This is a genomic window from uncultured Adlercreutzia sp. (genome assembly GCA_910585575.1).
Taxonomy (GTDB): domain Bacteria; phylum Actinomycetota; class Coriobacteriia; order Coriobacteriales; family Eggerthellaceae; genus Adlercreutzia.
Genome location: CAJUFS010000003.1, coordinates 3,186 through 22,168, shown reverse-complemented (window position 1 = coordinate 22,168; position 18,983 = coordinate 3,186). Strand labels below are relative to the sequence as shown.

At 64.8% G+C, this 18,983-nt stretch carries 13 protein-coding genes; 7 read left to right on the top strand and 6 right to left on the bottom strand.

From position 1 onward, the window contains the following. Positions 1 to 33 precede the first annotated feature (33 nt). Entirely contained in the window at positions 34 to 831 is a 798-nt protein-coding gene (locus tag QZ307_RS00475; RefSeq protein WP_295994251.1) for a hypothetical protein, read from the bottom strand. A gap of 277 nt (positions 832 to 1,108) precedes the next feature. Between QZ307_RS00475 and ettA the strand changes: the two genes are divergently transcribed. From ettA to QZ307_RS00460, 3 genes are all read left to right on the top strand, one after another. Beyond that, complete coding sequence (gene ettA / locus QZ307_RS00470; RefSeq protein WP_295994250.1) at positions 1,109 to 2,788, top strand: energy-dependent translational throttle protein EttA; 1,680 nt, start codon at positions 1,109 to 1,111, stop codon at positions 2,786 to 2,788. Positions 2,789 to 3,084: 296 nt separating this feature from the next. After that, positions 3,085 to 3,654 (top strand): helix-turn-helix domain-containing protein, encoded by a 570-nt coding sequence (locus QZ307_RS00465; protein WP_295994248.1) that lies wholly within the window; start codon positions 3,085 to 3,087, stop codon positions 3,652 to 3,654. Beyond that, positions 3,654 to 4,439 carry a zeta toxin family protein gene (locus tag QZ307_RS00460; RefSeq protein WP_295994247.1) on the top strand — a complete coding sequence of 262 codons (786 nt, stop codon included), beginning with the start codon at positions 3,654 to 3,656 and terminating at the stop codon, positions 4,437 to 4,439. Before QZ307_RS00465 ends, QZ307_RS00460 begins: the two co-directional genes overlap by 1 nt. Positions 4,440 to 4,537: 98 nt before the next feature. On the opposite strand, the gene QZ307_RS00455 is transcribed toward QZ307_RS00460, so the two are convergent. From QZ307_RS00455 to QZ307_RS00440, 4 genes are all read right to left on the bottom strand, one after another. Beyond that, complete coding sequence (locus QZ307_RS00455; RefSeq protein WP_295994245.1) at positions 4,538 to 5,326, bottom strand: 4Fe-4S dicluster domain-containing protein; 789 nt, start codon at positions 5,324 to 5,326, stop codon at positions 4,538 to 4,540. An 11-nt stretch (positions 5,327 to 5,337) separates the two neighbouring features. After that, complete coding sequence (locus QZ307_RS00450) at positions 5,338 to 8,445, bottom strand: molybdopterin-dependent oxidoreductase (protein ID WP_295994243.1); 3,108 nt, start codon at positions 8,443 to 8,445, stop codon at positions 5,338 to 5,340. 257 nt (positions 8,446 to 8,702) lie between these two features. Next, on the bottom strand, positions 8,703 to 11,411 hold the full coding sequence (gene fdhF, locus QZ307_RS00445) for a formate dehydrogenase subunit alpha (protein WP_295994241.1): 2,709 nt from the start codon (positions 11,409 to 11,411) through the stop codon (positions 8,703 to 8,705). After that, a complete protein-coding gene (locus QZ307_RS00440; protein WP_295994239.1) occupies positions 11,404 to 13,236 on the bottom strand; it encodes an NAD(P)-binding protein in 1,833 nt (610 codons plus the stop codon). The genes fdhF and QZ307_RS00440 overlap by 8 nt, the downstream gene beginning before the upstream one ends. A 167-nt stretch (positions 13,237 to 13,403) precedes the next feature. Here QZ307_RS00440 and QZ307_RS00435 point away from each other — a divergent pair, with 167 nt between their 5' ends. Both QZ307_RS00435 and QZ307_RS00430 read left to right on the top strand, forming a co-directional pair. Further along, complete coding sequence (locus QZ307_RS00435) at positions 13,404 to 14,636, top strand: MFS transporter (protein ID WP_295994237.1); 1,233 nt, start codon at positions 13,404 to 13,406, stop codon at positions 14,634 to 14,636. A gap of 120 nt (positions 14,637 to 14,756) precedes the next feature. Further along, positions 14,757 to 15,488, top strand: a complete 732-nt coding sequence (locus QZ307_RS00430) for a hypothetical protein (RefSeq protein WP_295994234.1) — start codon at positions 14,757 to 14,759, stop codon at positions 15,486 to 15,488. A 114-nt stretch (positions 15,489 to 15,602) separates the two neighbouring features. Here the strand turns inward: QZ307_RS00430 and QZ307_RS00425 are convergent, their stop codons facing one another. Continuing rightward, entirely contained in the window at positions 15,603 to 16,706 is a 1,104-nt protein-coding gene (locus QZ307_RS00425; protein WP_295994232.1) for a cation diffusion facilitator family transporter, read from the bottom strand. Positions 16,707 to 17,033: 327 nt separating this feature from the next. Between QZ307_RS00425 and oxc the strand changes: the two genes are divergently transcribed. Both oxc and QZ307_RS00415 read left to right on the top strand, forming a co-directional pair. Next, the gene (oxc, locus tag QZ307_RS00420; RefSeq protein WP_295994230.1) at positions 17,034 to 18,815 is read left to right on the top strand and encodes an oxalyl-CoA decarboxylase; all 1,782 of its coding nucleotides are present in this window, start codon (positions 17,034 to 17,036) and stop codon (positions 18,813 to 18,815) included. A gap of 14 nt (positions 18,816 to 18,829) precedes the next feature. Beyond that, positions 18,830 to 18,983: AEC family transporter (locus tag QZ307_RS00415; RefSeq protein WP_295994349.1), on the top strand; the 154-nt coding region annotated here is incomplete at its 3' end.

Sequence of the window (18,983 nt, the reverse complement as noted above, 5' to 3'; positions counted from 1 at the left end):
GCTGGCGCCCCGCATCTTGCTTAAAGCTAGTGGCTACTTCACGCGCATCCAATAGGAATTGAGCTTCTTGCCGCTCTTGGTCTTCGCGTTCTTGTAGAACGACGTCTTCGAGAACGCAACCTTGCCCTGCCAGAACTGCTTGTCAGCCTTAGTCTCGGCCTTCTTGTTATAGCCGCCAATGCCGATGCAGAGCCCCTTGTAGCTAGCGGGGTAGGTAATGGCGACGTGGATCTTCATCTTTCTGTCCAGAGCAAGAGAGTGGCATTTATCCTCGTCGGTGATCCACTTTGTCGGGCTGCTGGTTTTCCAGGTTGTGCTCCGCACCTCGACCTTTTGCTTGTTGTTGCTCACCGCCAAGCTTCGCCCCGTCGTACGGTCAACTACCGCAATATACACGCCACCGCCAACACTTTTTGTGTCCACATAATAGTTGGTATCCATCATCTTATGGACCTGCTTTTTCGTGGGCGTCCATGCGAGGGTCTTCACAACGTCGAAAGACACCGTCTTGTAGCCCGGCTTGTTCTTGGCGTTGCGCACCTTATAGTTCTTCATGAGCACGTTGCTCTTCTTGGCACCCACACCGGCGTAGGGCTCCGTGATCGTGAACTTCTTGTTCTTCTTGAGCGTCCACTTCAGCTTGAGCTTGGCCATGACCGCCTTGCTCGTCTTCTTAGCGGCAGTCGTCTTGGTGGTCTTCTTGGTAGTGGTTGTCTTAGTGGTTTTCGTAGCCGCCTGGGCCTCATCCGCGCCGATGGGCAGCGTCACCATGCCCACCGCCAAGGCGCACGCGGTAAACACCGCGATAGATTTATGCAAGAGCTTCTGCATTTCCCGTCCCTTTCTCTTGGGTTTGCCCAGTGTAACGCGCACCGAGCCCCCATCAAGCGCCTAACATCGCGCCAACAAGAAAAACCCGCAAGGAGCCGCCGCTCCCCAGCGCCTCACTTCCAGCCCCTCGCCGTGATCATTTGCCGAGCGCGCCCACAACTTCGCGCCAACCGCCCCATTCCGTGCGACAATACCAGCCAGCAACAACGGACGCCGGCACCCGCAGGCAGCAAACTCCGGGCCGCGCCGGCATCCACTCGATTCGCAAGGAGCATTCATGGCGGAATTCATCTACACCATGTACAAGGCCCGCAAGGCTGTGGGCGACAAGGTCATCCTCGACGACGTCACCCTGTCGTTCTACCCCGGCGCGAAGATCGGCGTCGTGGGCCCCAACGGCATGGGCAAGTCCACGCTGCTGAAGGTCATGGCCGGACTGGAAGAAGTGTCCAACGGCGAGGCGCGCCTGTCCCCGGGCTACACGGTGGGCATCCTGCAGCAGGAGCCGCCGCTCGACGAGGACAAAACCGTGCTGGAGAACATCCAGATGGCCTTCGCCGATGTGCTGGCCAAGGTGGAGCGCTTCAACAAGATCGGCGAGGAGATGGCCGAGCCCGACGCCGACTTCGACGCCCTTATGGAAGAGATGGGCAAGCTGCAGGATGAGATCGACGCGGCTAACGGCTGGGACCTGGACAGCCAGCTCTCCCAGGCCATGGACGCGCTGCAGTGCCCCGACCCCGATGCGCCGGTGAACATCCTCTCGGGCGGCGAGCGTCGTCGCGTGGCCCTGTGCCGCTTGCTGCTGGAAGCCCCCGACCTGCTGCTGCTCGACGAGCCCACCAACCACCTGGACGCCGAGTCGGTGCTGTGGCTCGAGCAGTTCCTGAAGAACTACCCGGGCGCCGTGCTGGCCGTCACCCACGACCGCTACTTCCTCGACCACGTGGCCGAGTGGATCTGCGAGGTGGATCGCGGGCAGTTGTTCCCCTACAAGGGCAACTACTCCACCTACTTGGAGACCAAGGCCGCCCGCATCGCCGCCCAGGGCCAGGCCCAGGCGAAGCTGGCCAAGCGCATGGAGCGCGAGCTGGAGTGGGTACGCTCCAGCCCCAAAGCCCGTCAGGCGAAGTCGAAGGCCCGTCTGGCTAACTACGACGCCATGGTGGCCGAGGCCGGCAAGGCAAAGAAGCTCGACTTCGCGGAAATTCAAATTCCCGTGGGCCCGCGCCTAGGCTCGAAGGTGCTGGTGGCGAAGAACCTGCACAAGGAGTTCGACGGCCGCGTGCTCATCGATGACTTGTCCTTCGAGCTGCCCCGCAACGGCATCGTGGGCGTCATCGGCCCCAACGGCGTGGGCAAGACTACCCTGTTCAAAACCATCGTGGGCCTGGAGCCCTTGGATGGCGGCGAGCTCGAGGTGGGCGAAACGGTGAAGATCTCCTACGTCGACCAGACCCGCGAGGGCCTCGACCCGAACAAGAAGCTGTGGGAAGTGGTGTCCGGCGGCACCGACTACATGATGGTCGGCGAGACCGAGGTGCCCTCCCGCGCCTACGTGGCCGCTTTCGGCTTCAAGGGCGCCGATCAGCAGAAGGCCGCGGGCGTGCTGTCCGGCGGCGAGCGCAATCGCCTGAACCTGGCCCTTACCCTGAAAGAAGGCGGTAACCTGCTGCTGCTGGACGAGCCCACCAACGACCTGGACGTGGAAACGCTCTCCAGCCTGGAGGCGGCCCTGCTCGACTTCCCCGGCTGCTCGGTGGTAGTCAGCCACGACCGTATGTTCCTCGACCGCATTGCCACCCACATTCTGGCCTGGGAAGGCGATGACGAGAACCCCGGCCGTTGGCACTGGTTCGAGGGCAACTTCGAAAGCTACCAGGCCGACCGCGAGGCGCGCCTGGGCAAGGAGGCCGCCAAGCCCCATCGCCTGCACCGCAAGCTGACCCGCGACTAGCACCCAAGCGCGGCCTGGCGCAACCCCGCGGCACGGCCCCCGGTGACATTGCAGCTCCTTCAGTCGTATTAGGAAAAACCCTCAACGACTGAAGGAGCTTTTTTATGGGGGCGGTACGAAGGGCGTGTGATCGATCATGGGAGTCTTCCGTCCCTTGTGATGCCTGAGCAGATCAAATGATTTATCTATCATTTGATAGTATTAAGAAAATAATTTAATCAATAGATGGCAATTAATCTTCCCTTGCTTATCACAAGATGGTACTATCCCACCAACATTGCGAGGAAGGAATTGCCATGATCGACCCTCTCACTCCCGAAGCTATTAAGGATATTCGGCGCTATTACGGCTTATCCCAACAGGCCTTCGCCCGCATACTCGGTATCGGGGAGGCGAGCATCGCCCGCTACGAAAACGGCGCGACGCCCACCAAGGCCAACGCCAATCTTATTCGTGCTGCCGCCATCCCCCAGTTCATGGCCGACTGCTTGGAACGCGAGGGCGAAGCGCTCTCTCCCAAGCAGCGAGAAAGCGTCGAGCGCATCGTGTACGCCGAAGTCACCTTTGACGAGGAGGGAAACACCATGGACATCAACGAAATCTACGAGCTCACCCTGCAGCAAGAAGTACTCAACGAGAAGGCATGGGAGATCATCGGCCAGATATCCCGAGCACGTTCTCAGGCCATACGAGATAACAATGAGGCTCTTGCCATGGTCTACAAAGATATCGAACTGCAAATCGCAAAACTCGTTCCCTTCATCCTTTCGGAAGAAAGCTGCAGCCCAGAGTATCTGTGCGAAGTGAAAGGGCAGCTCAAAGGCTTTGAAAAGCTTATTGAGTCACAACTTGCGAAAGCGGCCTAATGATGGCGGCCGAGGATTTCACCGCAGAGGAGTTCAACGAGAAGCTCGAAGAAGTACGCCACATCATTCTGTCGGCCTACGCCCCCTTCTTGGACCCGCATCCCCAAGCGTTTCTCTTAGGAGGCCAAAGCGGCGCAGGCAAGACAACGCTTCACAAAATGATTCGCAGAACCTTTGGGAGCAACTATGTAAGCATCATTGGGGACGACTATCGAAAACTTCATCCTCGATTTCTCGAGCTCCAACAACAATACGGCGATAGAGCCGTCGACTATACCGCCCCATGGGCGGGCCGCATGACCGAAGCTCTTGTCGACTCGCTTTCCACGATCGGTTACAACCTCATCGTGGAGGGAACGCTGCGCACGGCGGACGTGCCCTTGAAAACCGCCCGTCTCCTAAAAGAGCGCGGCTATCGCATATCGCTAGCCCTTATGGCTGTGAAACCCGAGATATCGCTTCTCAGCTGCCAGTTGCGTTACGAGGAGATGCGCATCGCGGGCACCACACCCCGCGCCACCGATCCGGCCCACCATCGCAACATCGTCGATCAAATTGTCAGCAACCTGCGCACCCTTGAGGACAGCGGTGCTTTCGAAAACATCTATCTGTACACGCGCAGCCAAGTCTGTCTGTTTCCCCACGAAGAGGGCCAAGGCACCGCCAGCGAAACCCTCGAGCAAGCCCTCTTCGGCCCTTGGACGGCCGAGGAGGAAAGCCACTACCAGTTCCTAAAAGAAAAGCTCGACCGCCTTCGCGCTGCGCCTTCTCCAAAAGCGAAGTAGCAAGGTGACGAAGGGGCGCTACATTGAAGCGGTCGGTGGGAAACTCTCCCTCGTTGCCGAACTTCCCACCGGCTGCTTCTCACTTTTTTAAAACCGCATTACCGCCGCGGCTGCTTCATGCCGTAGCCGAGCAGCACGATGCCGCCCACGGTGAGGGCTCCCAACACGCCGAGCGAAACCGGACCCGCAAGCTCCGCGCCTTGCACCGTGGCATTCGAGCCGGTATCGGCCAGCACTTCGCCCCGCGCACCGGAAACGCCGTATTTCAGCACCTCGATTACGCGCAGGCCGCCCTGCTCGGTGGCGCCGAAAACGCAGGCGTTCTCAAAGCCCTGCTCCTTCAGAGCATCCACGCGGCGCTGCGCCTCCTCAAGCAGCTCGGGACGGTCACCGAACAGCAGGGCATCGTTGGCGCAGGAGGCCGTGCAGAACGGCTCCGCGCCCCCAGCTACCGCCTCGGCGCACCCATCGCACTTGACCACTCGACGCTGCTCGGCGTTCATCCGCGGCACATCGAAGGGACAGACCGCCTGGCAAAGTCCGCAGCTCACACATCGATCGGCGTTGCTGCGCACGAAGCCCGTCGCGTCGTCGACCTCCATGGCTCCCGTCGGACACACGCGCACGCACGCTGCGTCGCGGCAGTGCATGCAGCTCTTACGGCCGTACTCCAGCTGAAGGCCCTTGGGGCCCTCCGTGCGCTCCGTCACCGTCACGGCCAGCAGCGTGTCACCATCGACGTCGGCGGCCCAAGGACGCACGCCGCCGCGCACCATCGCGCCTTCTTCTACCACCGGGGCGCCTCCCCGGGCGGCCTTGCAGGCCATCTGGCAGCGTTTGCAGCCCGTACACTTCGAGCCATCGAACAGCATCGCTTTGTCAGCCATGATCGCCTCCCCTACGCCTTCTCGATTTGAACGGTCCAGGTCTGCCACGCCGGCGCCCCGGTGCTACCGTCGCCGCGCACCGAAGCCACCGCCTCGCCGCCCTCGCCGACCAGCACCGAACCGCACCAGCTGTACGGCGACGACAGACGCACCACCGGCACCTCGACACCATCGACCACAAAGGGGCGCACCCGCTCGGTAACCCATGCGCGCGCCTGCACCGTGCCGCGGCCGTTGGATAGGCGCACCTTGTCACCCGACACGATGCCCCGGGCCGCCGCCAGCGCAGGCGCCAGCTCCACGTAGTTCTCGGGCGCCAACGCGGCGGCGTCCACACTGAAGCGCTCATCGCCCAGGCCCATGCCGTCCCAGCCGTCCAAGCGCAAAACACCCAGAACCGTTGCCTCAGCGCCCGGCTCTGCCGCGCTTTCCGCGCCTTGCGCCGCGGTGGGGCACACCGCCGCTCCGTTGACTGTCAACGACAACGGCACCGTCTCGCCCTCGTAGAACTCGGGCAAGGGGCCGGAAGGCAAATCGAAGGCTGCCAGGCGCCCGCACTGCTCCCACAGCTGGGGGAAGGCGTGGTTGTCGGGCACCGCGCGCTCGCCCGTGCCCCCGGCCGGAAAATCGGCAGCGTCGTACTGCACCCAGCGGGCGCCGTCCCATTCCACCACCGTCTTCTCTTCGTTCCAGGGCTTGCCCGCCAAGCTGCAGCTGCCGCGATTGCCGGCAATGCGCACATTGTGCGGCCACGAGAATCCCCAGTGATCGAAGATGAGAAGGTCCGCCGGGTCGTCGATCTCGCGTCGTCCCACCGGTTGCTGGGCGGCATCCCCCGCACCGGCGATGTTGTTCCAGCAGCCGCTGTAGATAAGCGCTCCGCAGGCCGTGGTGCCATCGGCCGCAATCTCGGAGGCCTGGCGCATCAGCTTCACCGTGTCCTCAGCGAAGGACGTGCCCGCCACCGTATAGCCGTTGAGAGCCCAGCACACCTTGCGTGGACTGAAGCCCTGCTCGGTACGGTAGTCCCACTTGAGATTCGTGACGGCTTCGGGAAGCTTCCCCTCGCCGTCCTCGTAGCGCTCGGCCACGCGCGTTCCCAAATCGACGACGATATCACCGACGCTGCGCACGTTCTCGGGAGGCGCCACCACCGCGTCGGCGTGCTGGAGCCAGCGCGCGTCGCTTACCCACACGCCCTCCTTTTCCCAGGCACGGGCCGAGGGAAGCAGGTACACGGTCGTTTCCACCGTCGCGCTGTCCACGCCGGGGGCACGCCAAAACGAGGTCGTCGCGGTCTCGGCGGCGTCCGTGGCCACAAGCACCTCAAGGGAGGCCAGCTTGTCGCCTACCGTTGCACCGCCGCGGCGCGCCACATCGGCGTCCCAGGCGAACAGCCCGCGCACCGTACCCTCGGCCAGGGCATTGCCCAAGCCGATCAAGCCCGGCGTCGCGGTGGCGGACGCCTTGGGCAGCCAGCCGAACCCGTAGTCGTTCTCGACCGTAGCCGCAGCGCCCCACCACTCCTTCATCAGGGACACCAGGGCCTTGGGCCGCTCGGCGTTCGTGCCGTCGGGCACTGTATGGGCCTCGAGCCACGATTTCAGCGTGGCCGTAGCCGTCGTGGGCGCCGGCAGGTAGCCCGGCAGAAAGCCGGGGGTAAGCCCCATATCCAGGGCGCCCTGGCTGTTCGCCTCCCCCGTCAGGTCGTACACGGCGCCGCCGGCCATGCCGAGGTTGCCCAAAAGCAGCTGCACCATCAGTGCCGCGCGGCAGCCCTGAACGGCGGTCTCGGTGCCCACGAGCCCCGCTCCGTACAACAGCGCACCCGTCTGCTCCGGGGCGCCCGTGGCACTGAAGGCGGCATAGGCCTGTTCGACCAGCTCCGCGTCCGTGCCGCACAGGGCCGCCACCGTCTCGATGTCGTAACGGCTCACATGATGGGCCAGCTGCTGCCACACGCAAGCGGGGTTGCGCAGCGTCACGTCGCGCTGCACCACGGGCACCGCCGGCAGCTTCCAGGTGGGCACTCCCGTGGTGCGCACCCAGCCGTAGGTGCTGCCCGGCAGAGTGCTCCACGACTCCGAGCGCGCGCTGTCGTAAGCCCACGCCGCCGTGTCGTAGGCCTCGCGATCGGCGCTCCAGCCGGAAAACAGGCCGCTTTCCGTGTCGAAGCCGAATTGGCCGTTCAACACGTAGGAGGCGTTGGTGAAGTTGAGCACGTACTCATGCTGCCACTGATCGTTTTGGATGATGTAGTTCATAAGGCCGTTCAGGAAGGCCACCATGGTGCCCGGCCGCACGGCCACAAAATAATCGGCACGCTCGGCCGCAGCGATGAAGTGGTCGTCCACGACAATCCAAGGGGCACCCTGGGCGCGGGCGCCGTCGATCCACGGCTGCGCCGCCGGGTTCAGCACCGGATCGGCCCCCAGGGACAGCACCGCCTGGGCATGGGCGACCGTGCTCAACGGCGCCGCGGCGGAAGGCGATCCGATGGTGGCCGCGCTGGCCAACATACCGGCCGCGCGATCGGCGCTCGCCTCGCTGTCGAGACGGGTGATGCCCCAGCTGCGCAGCAGCTTTCCCAGCGCAAACTGCTCTTCGGTCGTCAGGCGCGCCCCGCCGAAGCTGGCCCAGCCGTCGCAACGGTTGACCGTCGCCTTGCCGTCCTTCTCCACGAAGGACTCGTCGCGGATGCGCTTCACCCAGTCGGCGATCTCATCCAGCGCCGTATCCCATTCGAGGGGCTCCCAGTCCGTCGCTCCCGGGCGGCGCACCAAGGGCCCCGTCACGCGGGGCAGCGGGTTGCCGGCGGCCGCCTCGTCGGCGCCGCCGCCCAAGGCCGCCGCCTGCACCGCACCGCGAGCGCAGAGGCCGCCGCGGCTCAGCGGATGGGACGGGTCTCCCGCCACCGATACCACCTGGCCATCGGCCACCGTGCACACCACGCCGCACCCTGCGGCGCAGCCCGGGCACACCGTTGCCTGCGACGTCTGGTGCGTCGTCGGCTCTTCGTCGTCGGCCAGGGCTCGCGAAGGCGTCGTCAACCCCGCCGCAGCCACGCCCGTCGCCGCAGCGCCCACCGCGCCGAAGAACCCTCGTCTCGTCAACTCCATGTATCATGCTCCCTTTATGCCCGCTCGCACTGGCGGCATCGCCCGCAGCGGACGCCCCCGCCGCGGCCCGTAGCTCAGCGCTCTTGGCAAGGCGCCTGCGAACGGCCCTCTTCTTTCAATTTCGGCTTGTCATTTTCACATAGAAGCGCCGCGAGAAAACCCTCGGGAACCGAGGTTCCCGAGGGCCATCGCTAATTGACCATAAGTTGTCCACGATTTCGGCTGCGAACAGGCTATTGTTGAGTTAGATCCTCACGCTACAGGCGCTCCACGGCCACGGCGCAGACCTTGTACTCGGGCACCTTGCACACGTCGTCGAGCGCCGCGTTCGTCAGCCAGTTCGCATTGCCGTCTTGGAAGTGGAAGGGCATCCACGTCTCGCCCGGCGAGGTCTTCGCCGACACCCGTGCCGTCGTCTCGATGCTGCCGCGTCGACTGGACACGCGCACCCGCTCGCCGTCGGCCACGCCCAAGCGCGCCGCATCCTCGTCGTTCAGCTCGATAAAGGAACGGTCGCCGATTACCTGCAAGCCCTCGGTGCGGCTCGTCATGGCGCAGGCGTTGTACTGGTGCAGCACGCGCCCGGTCATGAGCACGAAGGGGAACGCCTCGTCGGGCAGCTCGTCGGAGGCGCGGTAGTCCGCGTCCGAGAACCAGGCGCGCCCGCGGGTGAAGGCGCCCACGTGCATGATGGGCGTGCCCGGCGACGATGCCGTGGGGCACGGCCACTGCAGGCCCCGGCCGCCCACCTCGGCACTGTCGAGGCGCTCGTGGCTGATGCCGCCGTAGCTCGGCGTGAGCGCTGCAACCTCGTCCATGATAGCGGCCGGCTCAAGGTGCGGCTGCGGGTAGCCCATACGGTTCATGATCTCGGTGAAGATCCACGTGTCCGCCCGCGTGCCCTCAAGGGCCACGGCCGGGCGAATGCGCTGCACCCGTCGCTCGGTATTGGTGAACGTGCCCTCTTTCTCGGCGTAGCTGCGCCCAGGCAGCACCACGTCGGCCAGGGCCGCCGTCTCGGTGAGGAACAAGTCGTCTACCACCAGGAAGTCGAGCGATTGCAAGGCGCGCAGCACATGGTTCGTGTCGGCATCGGTGCGCACCGGGTCCTCGCCGAACACGAACAGCCCGCGAATGCGCCCGTCGATCATGGCCCCGAAGCACTCGGTGGCCATAAGTCCCGGCGTGGTGGGCAGCGCCACGCCCCAGGCCTCCTCGAACTTGGCGCGCACCGCGGGATCGGCCACCTTTTGATAGCCGGGGAAGTCGGCCGGGGTGGCGCCCATGTCGCAGGCGCCCTGCACATTGTTCTGGCCGCGAATGGGGTTCACGCCGCAGCCGGGACGGCCCAGCTTGCCCGCGGCCAGGGCAATGTTCGACAGCGCCATCACGCCCTCGGTGCCCGTGGAGTGCTCGGTCACGCCCAGGCAGTAGATGATGGGGGCACGGTCGGCCCGGCCGTACAGGTGCGCGGCCGCCACCAGGTCATCGGGGTCGATGTGGCAGATCTCGCCTACCCGCTCGGGCGTGTAGCTCTCCACCATAGCGGCGAAGGCCTCGAAGCCCTCGGTGCGCTCCTCGATGAACGCCCGATCCACCAACCCCGCGTGAATGAGCTCGCGCACGAAGCCGTTGGCGAAGGCCACGTTTGTGCCGGGGCGCAGCTTTAGGTGCAGGTCGGCCTTCTCGGCCAAATCGATGTCGCGCGGGTCCACCACGATGAGCTTGCTGCCCTCTTCCACAGCCCGGCGCACCTGCATGCCGATGACCGGGTGGGCCTCCTCGATGTTCGAGCCCACCAGCATGATGACATCGGGAGTGTCGGTGATGTCGGCGATGGTGTTGGTCATAGCGCCCGAACCTAAGGTGGTGGCCAGACCCGCCACCGTGGGGGCATGGCACACGCGGGCGCAGTTGTCCACGTTGTTCGTACCGAAGGCACAGCGGGCCATCTTCTGCAGCATATAGATGTCCTCGTTGGCCGACCGCGAGCAGGCGAAGGCCGCTACAGACTCAGGCCCCGTCTCGGCAATGAGGGCGCGGAAGCGCTCGGCCACATAGTCCAGGGCCGTGTCCCAGTCGGTGGGCTCCAGCTGGCCCGTGGCCTGGTTGCGCACAAGCGGCGTGGTCAAGCGGTCGGGCGCCTGCACGAAGTCGAAGCTGCCGGAGCGTCCCTTCACGCACAGGCGCCCCCGGTTGGAGGGGCCGTCGGCGGCGCGGGTGTCCACAATCCGTCCGTCCTTCACCACCAAGTCGTACTGGCAGCCCGTGGCACAATGGGGGCAGGTGGTGCGCACGTAGCTCACTTCCCAGGCGCGGTAATCTGCGCGGCGCTTCTCCACAATGGCGCCCGTGGGGCAGGCCGCCGCGCAGCAGCCGCAGCTCTCGCAGCCGCTTTCCCGCCACGAGGGGCCGAAGGGCGCGAACACCGCCGTGCGCGCTCCGCGCTTGTAGGGCTGCAGCGCGTGGTTGCGCGCCTGGTTGTTGCACGCGCCCACGCAGCGCTGGCAGCCGATGCACAAACGGGGATCGAAGCGCAGGAACGGGTTGTCGTCAAAGACGAAGGGCGCGCTCGGCTCCGCGGAAAAGGTCGGCCCGTCTATGCCCACCTGGCGGCACACGTCCTGCAGCGTGCAGTCGCCGTTCTTCAGGCAACTGAAGCAGAAGTGGGTGGTGTTCAGACCATGGCGCGCCAGTATCAAGTCGAGGGCGAGGCGCCGGGCCTCCTGCACGCGTGGAGTGTCCGTGCGCACCACCATGCCCTCTTCGACCGGAGTCTTGCACGAGCACACCAGTTCGTCGACGCCCTCTACCTCCACCACGCACACGCGGCAGGAGCCGATGGCGCTCACGTCCTTCAAAAAGCACAGCGTGGGCACGGCCGCGCCGGCCGCCTGGGCCGCCTCCAGCACCGTGGCGCCAGCGGCAACCTCCACGGGCCGTCCGTCAATCATTACCTTAGGCATACTGGATTCGCCCTCCTTCCGCGTTGCCGCAGCCGTTCACGTCGCAGCGCAGACAGCGCCCGCACTCCTGCACGGCCTCTTCGCGGGTGAAGGGTTCCTCCACCGCGGCGAAATCACGTTTGCGCTGGCGGGCCGGGCGCTCGGTAGCCGCCACGCGCCCGCGTGGGGTGCGATCGACGATGGCCGCCGCCGGCACCGCGGCCGGGCAGTCCAAGGTGTGGCCATAGCCCAGATAGTCATCGATGTTGCGCGCCGCCACCTTGCCTGCGGCGATAGCCTTGATCACCGTGGCCGGCCCCGTCTGACAGTCGCCGCCCACGAACACGTTGTCGAAGCCCTCGGCCGCAAGAAAATCGTCGGCCAGGAAACGACCGCGCTCCACGGCCATGCCGAAGGCAGCGAAGGGGTCCGCCAGAATGTCCTGGCCCACGGCGATGAGCACGACATCGGCCTCGATCACCTGGGCGGGCTTGTCGGCGTCCACCGGCGCGGGACGGCCCCCGCGCACTGGCCCGGGTATTTGGGGACGGGTGACAAGGGCGCGCACGGCGCCGGCCTCGTCCACTTCCAGGGCCGCCGGCGCCTGCAGGGGCAGCATTTCCACGCCCTCGGCAATGGCGGCCTCCACCTCTTCGGGCAGCGCCGTCATGTCCTCCAGACGCCGCCGGTACACCACGGTCACCTCGCCGCCACAGCGCACCGCCGTGCGGGCGCAGTCCATGGCCACGTTGCCGCCGCCCACAACCACTACCTGCTTGCCCGTGAAGTCGGGATAGGCCCCGTCGCCGATGGCGCCCAAAAGCTCCACCGCCGACATGACGCCGGCCGCCTCCTCGTTCTCCAGCCGCAGCGATTTGCCGCCATGGGCGCCGATGGCCACGTACACGGCATCGTACTCGGCCGCCAACCGCTCCATTTCCGCAGCGTCCACCTCGTGCTCCAGCGACATCTCGATGGCACCGGCGCGCACGATGGCCGCGATGTCGTCGTCCAGGCGCTCGCGGGGCAGGCGGTAGGCGGGAATGCCATAGCGCATCATGCCGCCCAAAGCGCGCCGCCGCTCGAACACAGACACCTCGTGCCCCATGAGCGCGGCGAAGTAGGCGCAGGTGAGCCCCGAGGGGCCGCCCCCTACCACGGCAATGCGCCGACCACTGGCCGGGGCCGCCGCGGGCAGGGGGGCCTGGGTGGCCGGGCACTGTTCCACGGCGTAGCGCTTAATGCCGCGAATGTTGAGCGGCGCGTCGATGAGCTGACGGCGGCAGCGGCTCTCGCACGGGTGCTCGCACACGTAGGCGCAGGCCGTGGGGAACGGATTGTCCTTGCGCACCATGGCCACGGCGCCGGCGCAGTCGCCCTCGCCGGCCAGGGCCAGGTAGGCCGGCACGTTCACATGGGCCGGGCAGTCGGTCTCGCAGGGCACGGTCTGCCCCCTGCCGGCGGTGCAGCGATAGCGCTCAAGGTGCTGAGCGTATTCGTCGGCATAGCGCTCGAAGCTTTCCAGCAGGGCCTCACCGGCCTCGAAGCCGATGGCGCAGTCCGAGGCGTCGCGGGCCAGCACCGCCAAGGCGCGCAGGCGCTCGAAGTCCTCGGCCGTGGCGCGGCACTCGGCCACCGCCCGCAGCAGCGCAACGGCCTGGGGAAGCCCATCGCGGCAGGGAACGCATTTTCCGCAAGTCTGCGCGGCCGCGGTTTCCAACAGGGCCGTCTGCGCCACCACCGGGCAGGTTCCCGGCGGCATGGCGGCCACCCGGCGCTCGAAACGCGCAAGCGTCGTAGCCAGGCTATCGACGCCCGAAGCCGCCCCTAGGGACAGTTTGGTCATAGTCTCTTCTCTCTTCCTCGCTTTGTTCATCGCTTCGGCACAAAGCCGCCAAAGGTAAACGCGCGTAAGTATAGGAGCGGTTGTGTTTCCAGCGCGTAACAAGATTACGAAGCTGCTCATTCTTTCTGCGAGGTGCCGTAATCTGGCAGCCAGAGAAAGGAACGCCCATGCCGCACGCCCTGCAGAAGCACTACCGCGCCATCATTGTGATCGGCTGCTTCCTGGTGCTCTTCGCCAACCAGGGACTGCCGGCCACGGCCTTCAACGTCTACCAAACCTACCTGGTGGAACTGCCCGGCGTGGGAGCCGTAGGTGGCTCGCTCGTCATGACCGTGCGCGCCTTCGTGTCGCTGGCGGTCATGTTGCTCGTCACCGCCTTCTACCGCCGCATCGACGCGCGCTACGGCGTGCTGTTGGCCACCTTGTGCACCGCCGCGGGCTTCACCATCTACGGGCTGTGGGAAACGCTGCCCGGACTGTGCCTGGGCAGCGTCTTCACCGGCATCGGCTATGGTCTGGGCGGCATGGTGGCCACCACCATCATTCTGGGACGGTGGTTCCACGGGTCTCTGGGCGTGGCCGCCGGCTTCATCGGCATGGGCAGCGGCGTGGCTTCCTTCGTCATCCCCACCGCCGCCGCCGAGATCATCGAGGCCTCCAGCCTCTCCACCGCCTTTCTGTGCGAGGCCGCCCTGGCCCTCGTCCTCGCCCTGCTCTTCGCGCTCTTTCTTCGCTCCGACCCAAAACACGTGGGGCTCGCTCCCTATGAGGCCGCCGCACCCGCTTCCCCGAAGGCCGCGAAGCGCCAGCGCAAGCCCGTCGCCGAGGATCTTGCCGGCCGCGACAAGCACCTCATGATGCTCGCCATGGTGCTCATGGGCGGCGTGGCCATTACCGGCTTCGGCTATTTCTCGGTGCTCCTTACCTCGTCGGGCGTCAATCCCCTCGCGGCCGCCGTCATCACCTCTTTGGGCGGGGCCTTCCTGGCCGTGGGCAAACTCGTCTGCGGCTGGACCTTCGACCGTTGGGGCACCCGCACGGGCACCGTGCTCTTTTTCATCGTCCTGACTGCGGGACTCGTCCTGTGCACCACGGTGGGGTTCGGCGGAGCCACCGAGGGCTTCTTCGCCGCCGTGGCCTACTGCACCGGCATCTCGGTGGCCACCACGGGCATGGCCGTGTGGTCGCTGGAGCTCTCGAGCCCGGCGCGCACCCTGGCCACCGTGCGCGACTTCAACCTGGCCTATGCCGCCGGAGGCTTTTTGTTCAACATGCTCCCCGGCGTCCTGATGCAGCTTACGGGCAGCTACGCCCCCACCTACGGATTGTTCGCCGTCTTCTCTCTCGTCAGCGCCGTCATGGTCGTGCACGTCTACACTCGTCGGCTGGCAACCGCCTAAAGGGATACCTTGTCTTACGGGAACTTCACAGATGCCATTCGCCTCAAAACCTGACCTTGTCGCTAAGGGAAGCATCGCTATACTAAGGCCGTCCTATTCGTTCGTACAAAGGAGAACCCCATGTACACCAACCATGCCAAGGCCATCAAGGGCCTCAGCATCGCCAATATCGTCCTCGGCGTGCTCGGTATTCTCGGCTCGCTGGGCGGCTGCGCCGCACTGGGCAGCAGCGCCGCCATTGTCGCCAGCTCGGGCTACGACTACATCCCCCTCGACGACGGCTACTACATGGACACCGCCGCCGCTGCAGGCCTTATGGGCATGCTCACCATTTTCGCCGTCTTCGCCTGCATTGCGGCCATTTTCATTCTGGTGGCCGGCATCGTGGGCGTGCGCAACGCCGATAAGCCCGAGAAGCTGAAGGGCGTCATGGTGTGGAACATCGTCGGCGCCGTTGCCGGCCTGTTCGGCAGCTGGATTTCACTCGTGCTCTGCATCATCGTGGCCGTGTTCGCCAACAAGGACAAGAATGCCTACGCCACGGGCTCCTATGGCGCTCCGGCCGCACCCTACGGTGCTTACGGCGCTCCGGTTCCCCCGGCAGCCCCCGCCGTCCCGCAGCAGCCGGCCGTCGCCGACGCCCCCGTGGTTCCCACGACGCCCGTGGCCGCCGAAGCCGTCACCCCGCAGCAGCCGGCGCCGGCCCAGGTAGAGGCCGTTGCGGCCGAAGCCGAAGTAGCCGCCGAGCATGCCGCCGATCCGGCCATCATCCTGCCCAACGACAATATCCAGGATGTGGACGTGGCCTCCGTCGTCATCGAGGAGAACGACGGCGACAAGCCCCAGGCGTAACAGCCTCCCCTGCAGCGACGCTTCTCAACGCGCTCCAGCTAGCAGCAGCTTAGCGGGCCCCGGCTCATCAGAGTCGGGGCCCGCTTCTTTTGAAGCCCGCTTTGGCCCGCCGCGCTATCCTTCGTAGTCGGCGTCGACGATAACGTTGTAGGTATAGGCGGGGTACGCTTTCTCCATAGCCTTCACCACCGCCTCGCGAATGGCCTCGTCGTCGGCTTTGAAGTCAATGACCAGGTCGAAGTAGACCGTCTTCTGCTCCTCGTCCACGTAGAAGCCGTGAGTTTGGAGGATCTTCGGGTGCTCCTCCACAATACGCGCCAGTTCGGCGTGCATGGGGGCGTACTTCCCCGTCGTGTTCTCGGCGTAGATGCCCACGGTGGCCAGAATATTGAACTTCTCGAACAGCCCCACAGTGATCTTGCGCGTCAGCTCGTGAATTTGGCGGGCGCTCATGTCGTCGGGCACCTCGATGTGCACGCTGCCGATGGTCTCGTTGGGCCCGAAGTTGTCCAACAGCAAATCGTAGGTGCCGCGCACGCCGTCGAAGGAGTTCACGTAGTCCTCTATCTTGCGCCCCAGCTCATCGTCTTCGCGCTGTCCGATGATGGGACCTAAGGCATCGCGCAGCACCTCCAGGCCGGCCTTGATGACCACCAAGGAAATAAGCAGACCCACAATACCGTCGATGTTCACGTTCCAGGCCAGCTGGGCGATGGCCACCACCAGCGTGCCCGCCGAAAGCACCGCATCGTAGTTCGAGTCGATACCCGAGGCAATAAGCGCCTGGGAGTTCGTCTTCGTGCCGGCGCGCTTGAAGTACACGCCGATGAAGATCTTCGCAATAATGGCCACCACGATGACGGTAAGGGTGATGGCCGTATAGTTGGTCACGGCCGGATGAATAATCTTGTCGATGGACTCGCGCAGCGACAGCGCGCCGGCCACCAGAATAATGATGGCGATGATGACCGACGTCAGGTACTCGATGCGGCCGTAGCCGAAGGGATGCCGGCGGTTCGGCCGCATACCGGCGATTTTCGTGCCCACAATGGTGACGATGGAGGACAGGGCATCGGTGGCGTTGTTCACCGCATCCAGGATAATGGCGATGGAATTCGCCGTGAATCCCACAATGAGCTTGAACACCACCAGCAGCATGTTGCCCGCGATGCCCACGAAGCTCGCCTTGATAATCTCGCGCTCTCGCTCGTTCTTCATCTTCGATCACCTTCGTTGCCCGATCGCGCGCTTTCGTATATGACTCTTTTGATTATAGTCCCCGCAAACGCCCGCGGTACGTTGACCATGTTGCCTTTCAAATGCAGTTCGGTAACCCCCCGCCAACATCACCTCCAAGGGGTGAGTTTGCTCAGCGGCAGGGTCTATATTTCAAAGCAGAAGCAGCGCTCCCCTTCTGCCTGTCTGCCTTCTTGCAGCCCGCGCCGTCCAGTAGCACGCGCGCCAACGGGCTTCCCCGGGCACCAGCGCACAGGCGAACAACGTTGCCGATAGTCTGAACGCTCTCAATAAAACAGGAGGCACCCTATGACTGCAACCGACCAGACAGCATCAGCCACCACCGAGAATCTGACCGACGGATTCCACGTGCTGGTCGAATCGCTGCTCAAGAACGATCTCGACAAGATGTACGGCGTCATCGGCATCCCCGTCACCGACGTGGCCCGCATCGCCCAGGCCAAGGGCATTCGCTACATTGGCCTGCGCCATGAGTCCGACGCCGGCAACGCCGCCGCGGCCGAGGGTTTCATCACCGGCAAGCCGGGCCTGTATCTGACCGTGTCCGCCCCGGGCTTTATGAACGGCCTCATTCCCCTGAAGGAAGCCACTGAGAACGGCTGGCCAGTCATCATGATGTCCGGCTCCTCCTCGCGTGAGCTCATCGATATGGGCGAGGGCGACTACGAGGGCATGGACCAGCTGAACTACGCGAAGCCCTTCTCGAAGGCCGCCTACCGCGTTGACAAGGTGGAGGATATCCCGCTGGTAGTGGCCCGCGCTATCCGTGCCGCCTGCACGGGACGCCCCGGCGGCGTGTACATCGACCTGCCCGGCGACACCCTGGGCCAGACCATCGACGCCACCGTGGCCGAAGGCCTGCTCTACAAGGTGAACGATCCCTGCCCGGCGCAGATTCCGGCCCAGAACGTCATCGACCAGGCCATGGAGCTTCTGGCCACCGCCAAGAAGCCGCTGATCTACCTGGGCAAGGGTGCCGCCTACGCCCAGTGCGACGAGGCCATCAAGCAGTTCGTGGAGAGCACGGGCGCCCCGTACCTGGCCATGTCCATGGCCAAGGGCCTGCTGCCCGACAACCATCCGCAGAACGCCGCTTCCGCCCGCGGCATGACCATGCGCGAGGCCGACGTCGTGGTCATGGTAGGCGCTCGCCTGAACTGGATGCTCAACTTCGGCAAGGGCAAGCACTGGAACCCCGATGTGAAGTTCATCCAGATTGACATCGACCCCACCGAGATCGACAACTCCCGCTACATTGCCGCCCCGGTAGTCGGCGACATCAAGAGCACCATCGGCCTGTTCAACGAGTACCTGGCGAAGAAGCCCTATCACGCCGACCCGGCCTGGATGGCCGCCATCGTGGCCGATAGCGAGAAGAACAACGCTCGCTTCGCCGGTGCCACCACCGCCGATACCGTGCCCATGACCCATTACAACGCCCTGGGCGCCATCAAGAAGGTCACCGACGCCAACCACGACGTCTACATTGCCAACGAGGGCGCCAACGCCCTGGACGACTGCCGCGACATCATCGACATGTACCTGCCGCGTCATCGTCTGGACTGCGGCACGTGGGGCGTTATGGGCGTGGGCCTGCCCTACGCCATCGGCGCTGCGGTGACCACCGGCAAGCCGGTCATCTCCATCCACGGCGACTCGGCCTTCGGCTTCGACGGCATGGAGGTAGAAACCATCTGCCGTTACCAGCTGCCTATCACCGTGGTCATCCTCAACAACGGCGGCATCTATCGCGGCGACTTCAAGAACCTGGGCGATGACGGCGACCCCTCGCCGCTGACGCTGTCGGCCTGTGGCCACTACGAGAAGATGATGGAGGCCTTCGGCGGCACCGGCTACTACGCCAAGACGCCCGAAGAGGTTGAGAAGTACGTGGCCGCCGGCGTGGCCAGCGGCAAGCCCACCATGGTGTGCTGCGAGCTGTCCATCCACTCCGGCAAGGAGTCGGGCCACATCACCTACTTGAACCCGCAGCCCGTCACCGGTCCCCTCGTAGGCAACGAGCAAGAAGACCTGGCCGAGCACCGCGAAGACGGCAAGCTGGTTGATTAAGAAAGGATAGAGCCATGGGAGACATCGGTAACATACTCCTCTCAGACATTTTGCCGATCTTCGTCATTATGATCCTCGGCTACCTGGGCGGTCGGCTGCACAAGTTCGACCACGACCAAATGCAGGGCCTGAACAAGGTCGTGCTGGACATTGCCCTGCCGGCGGCCC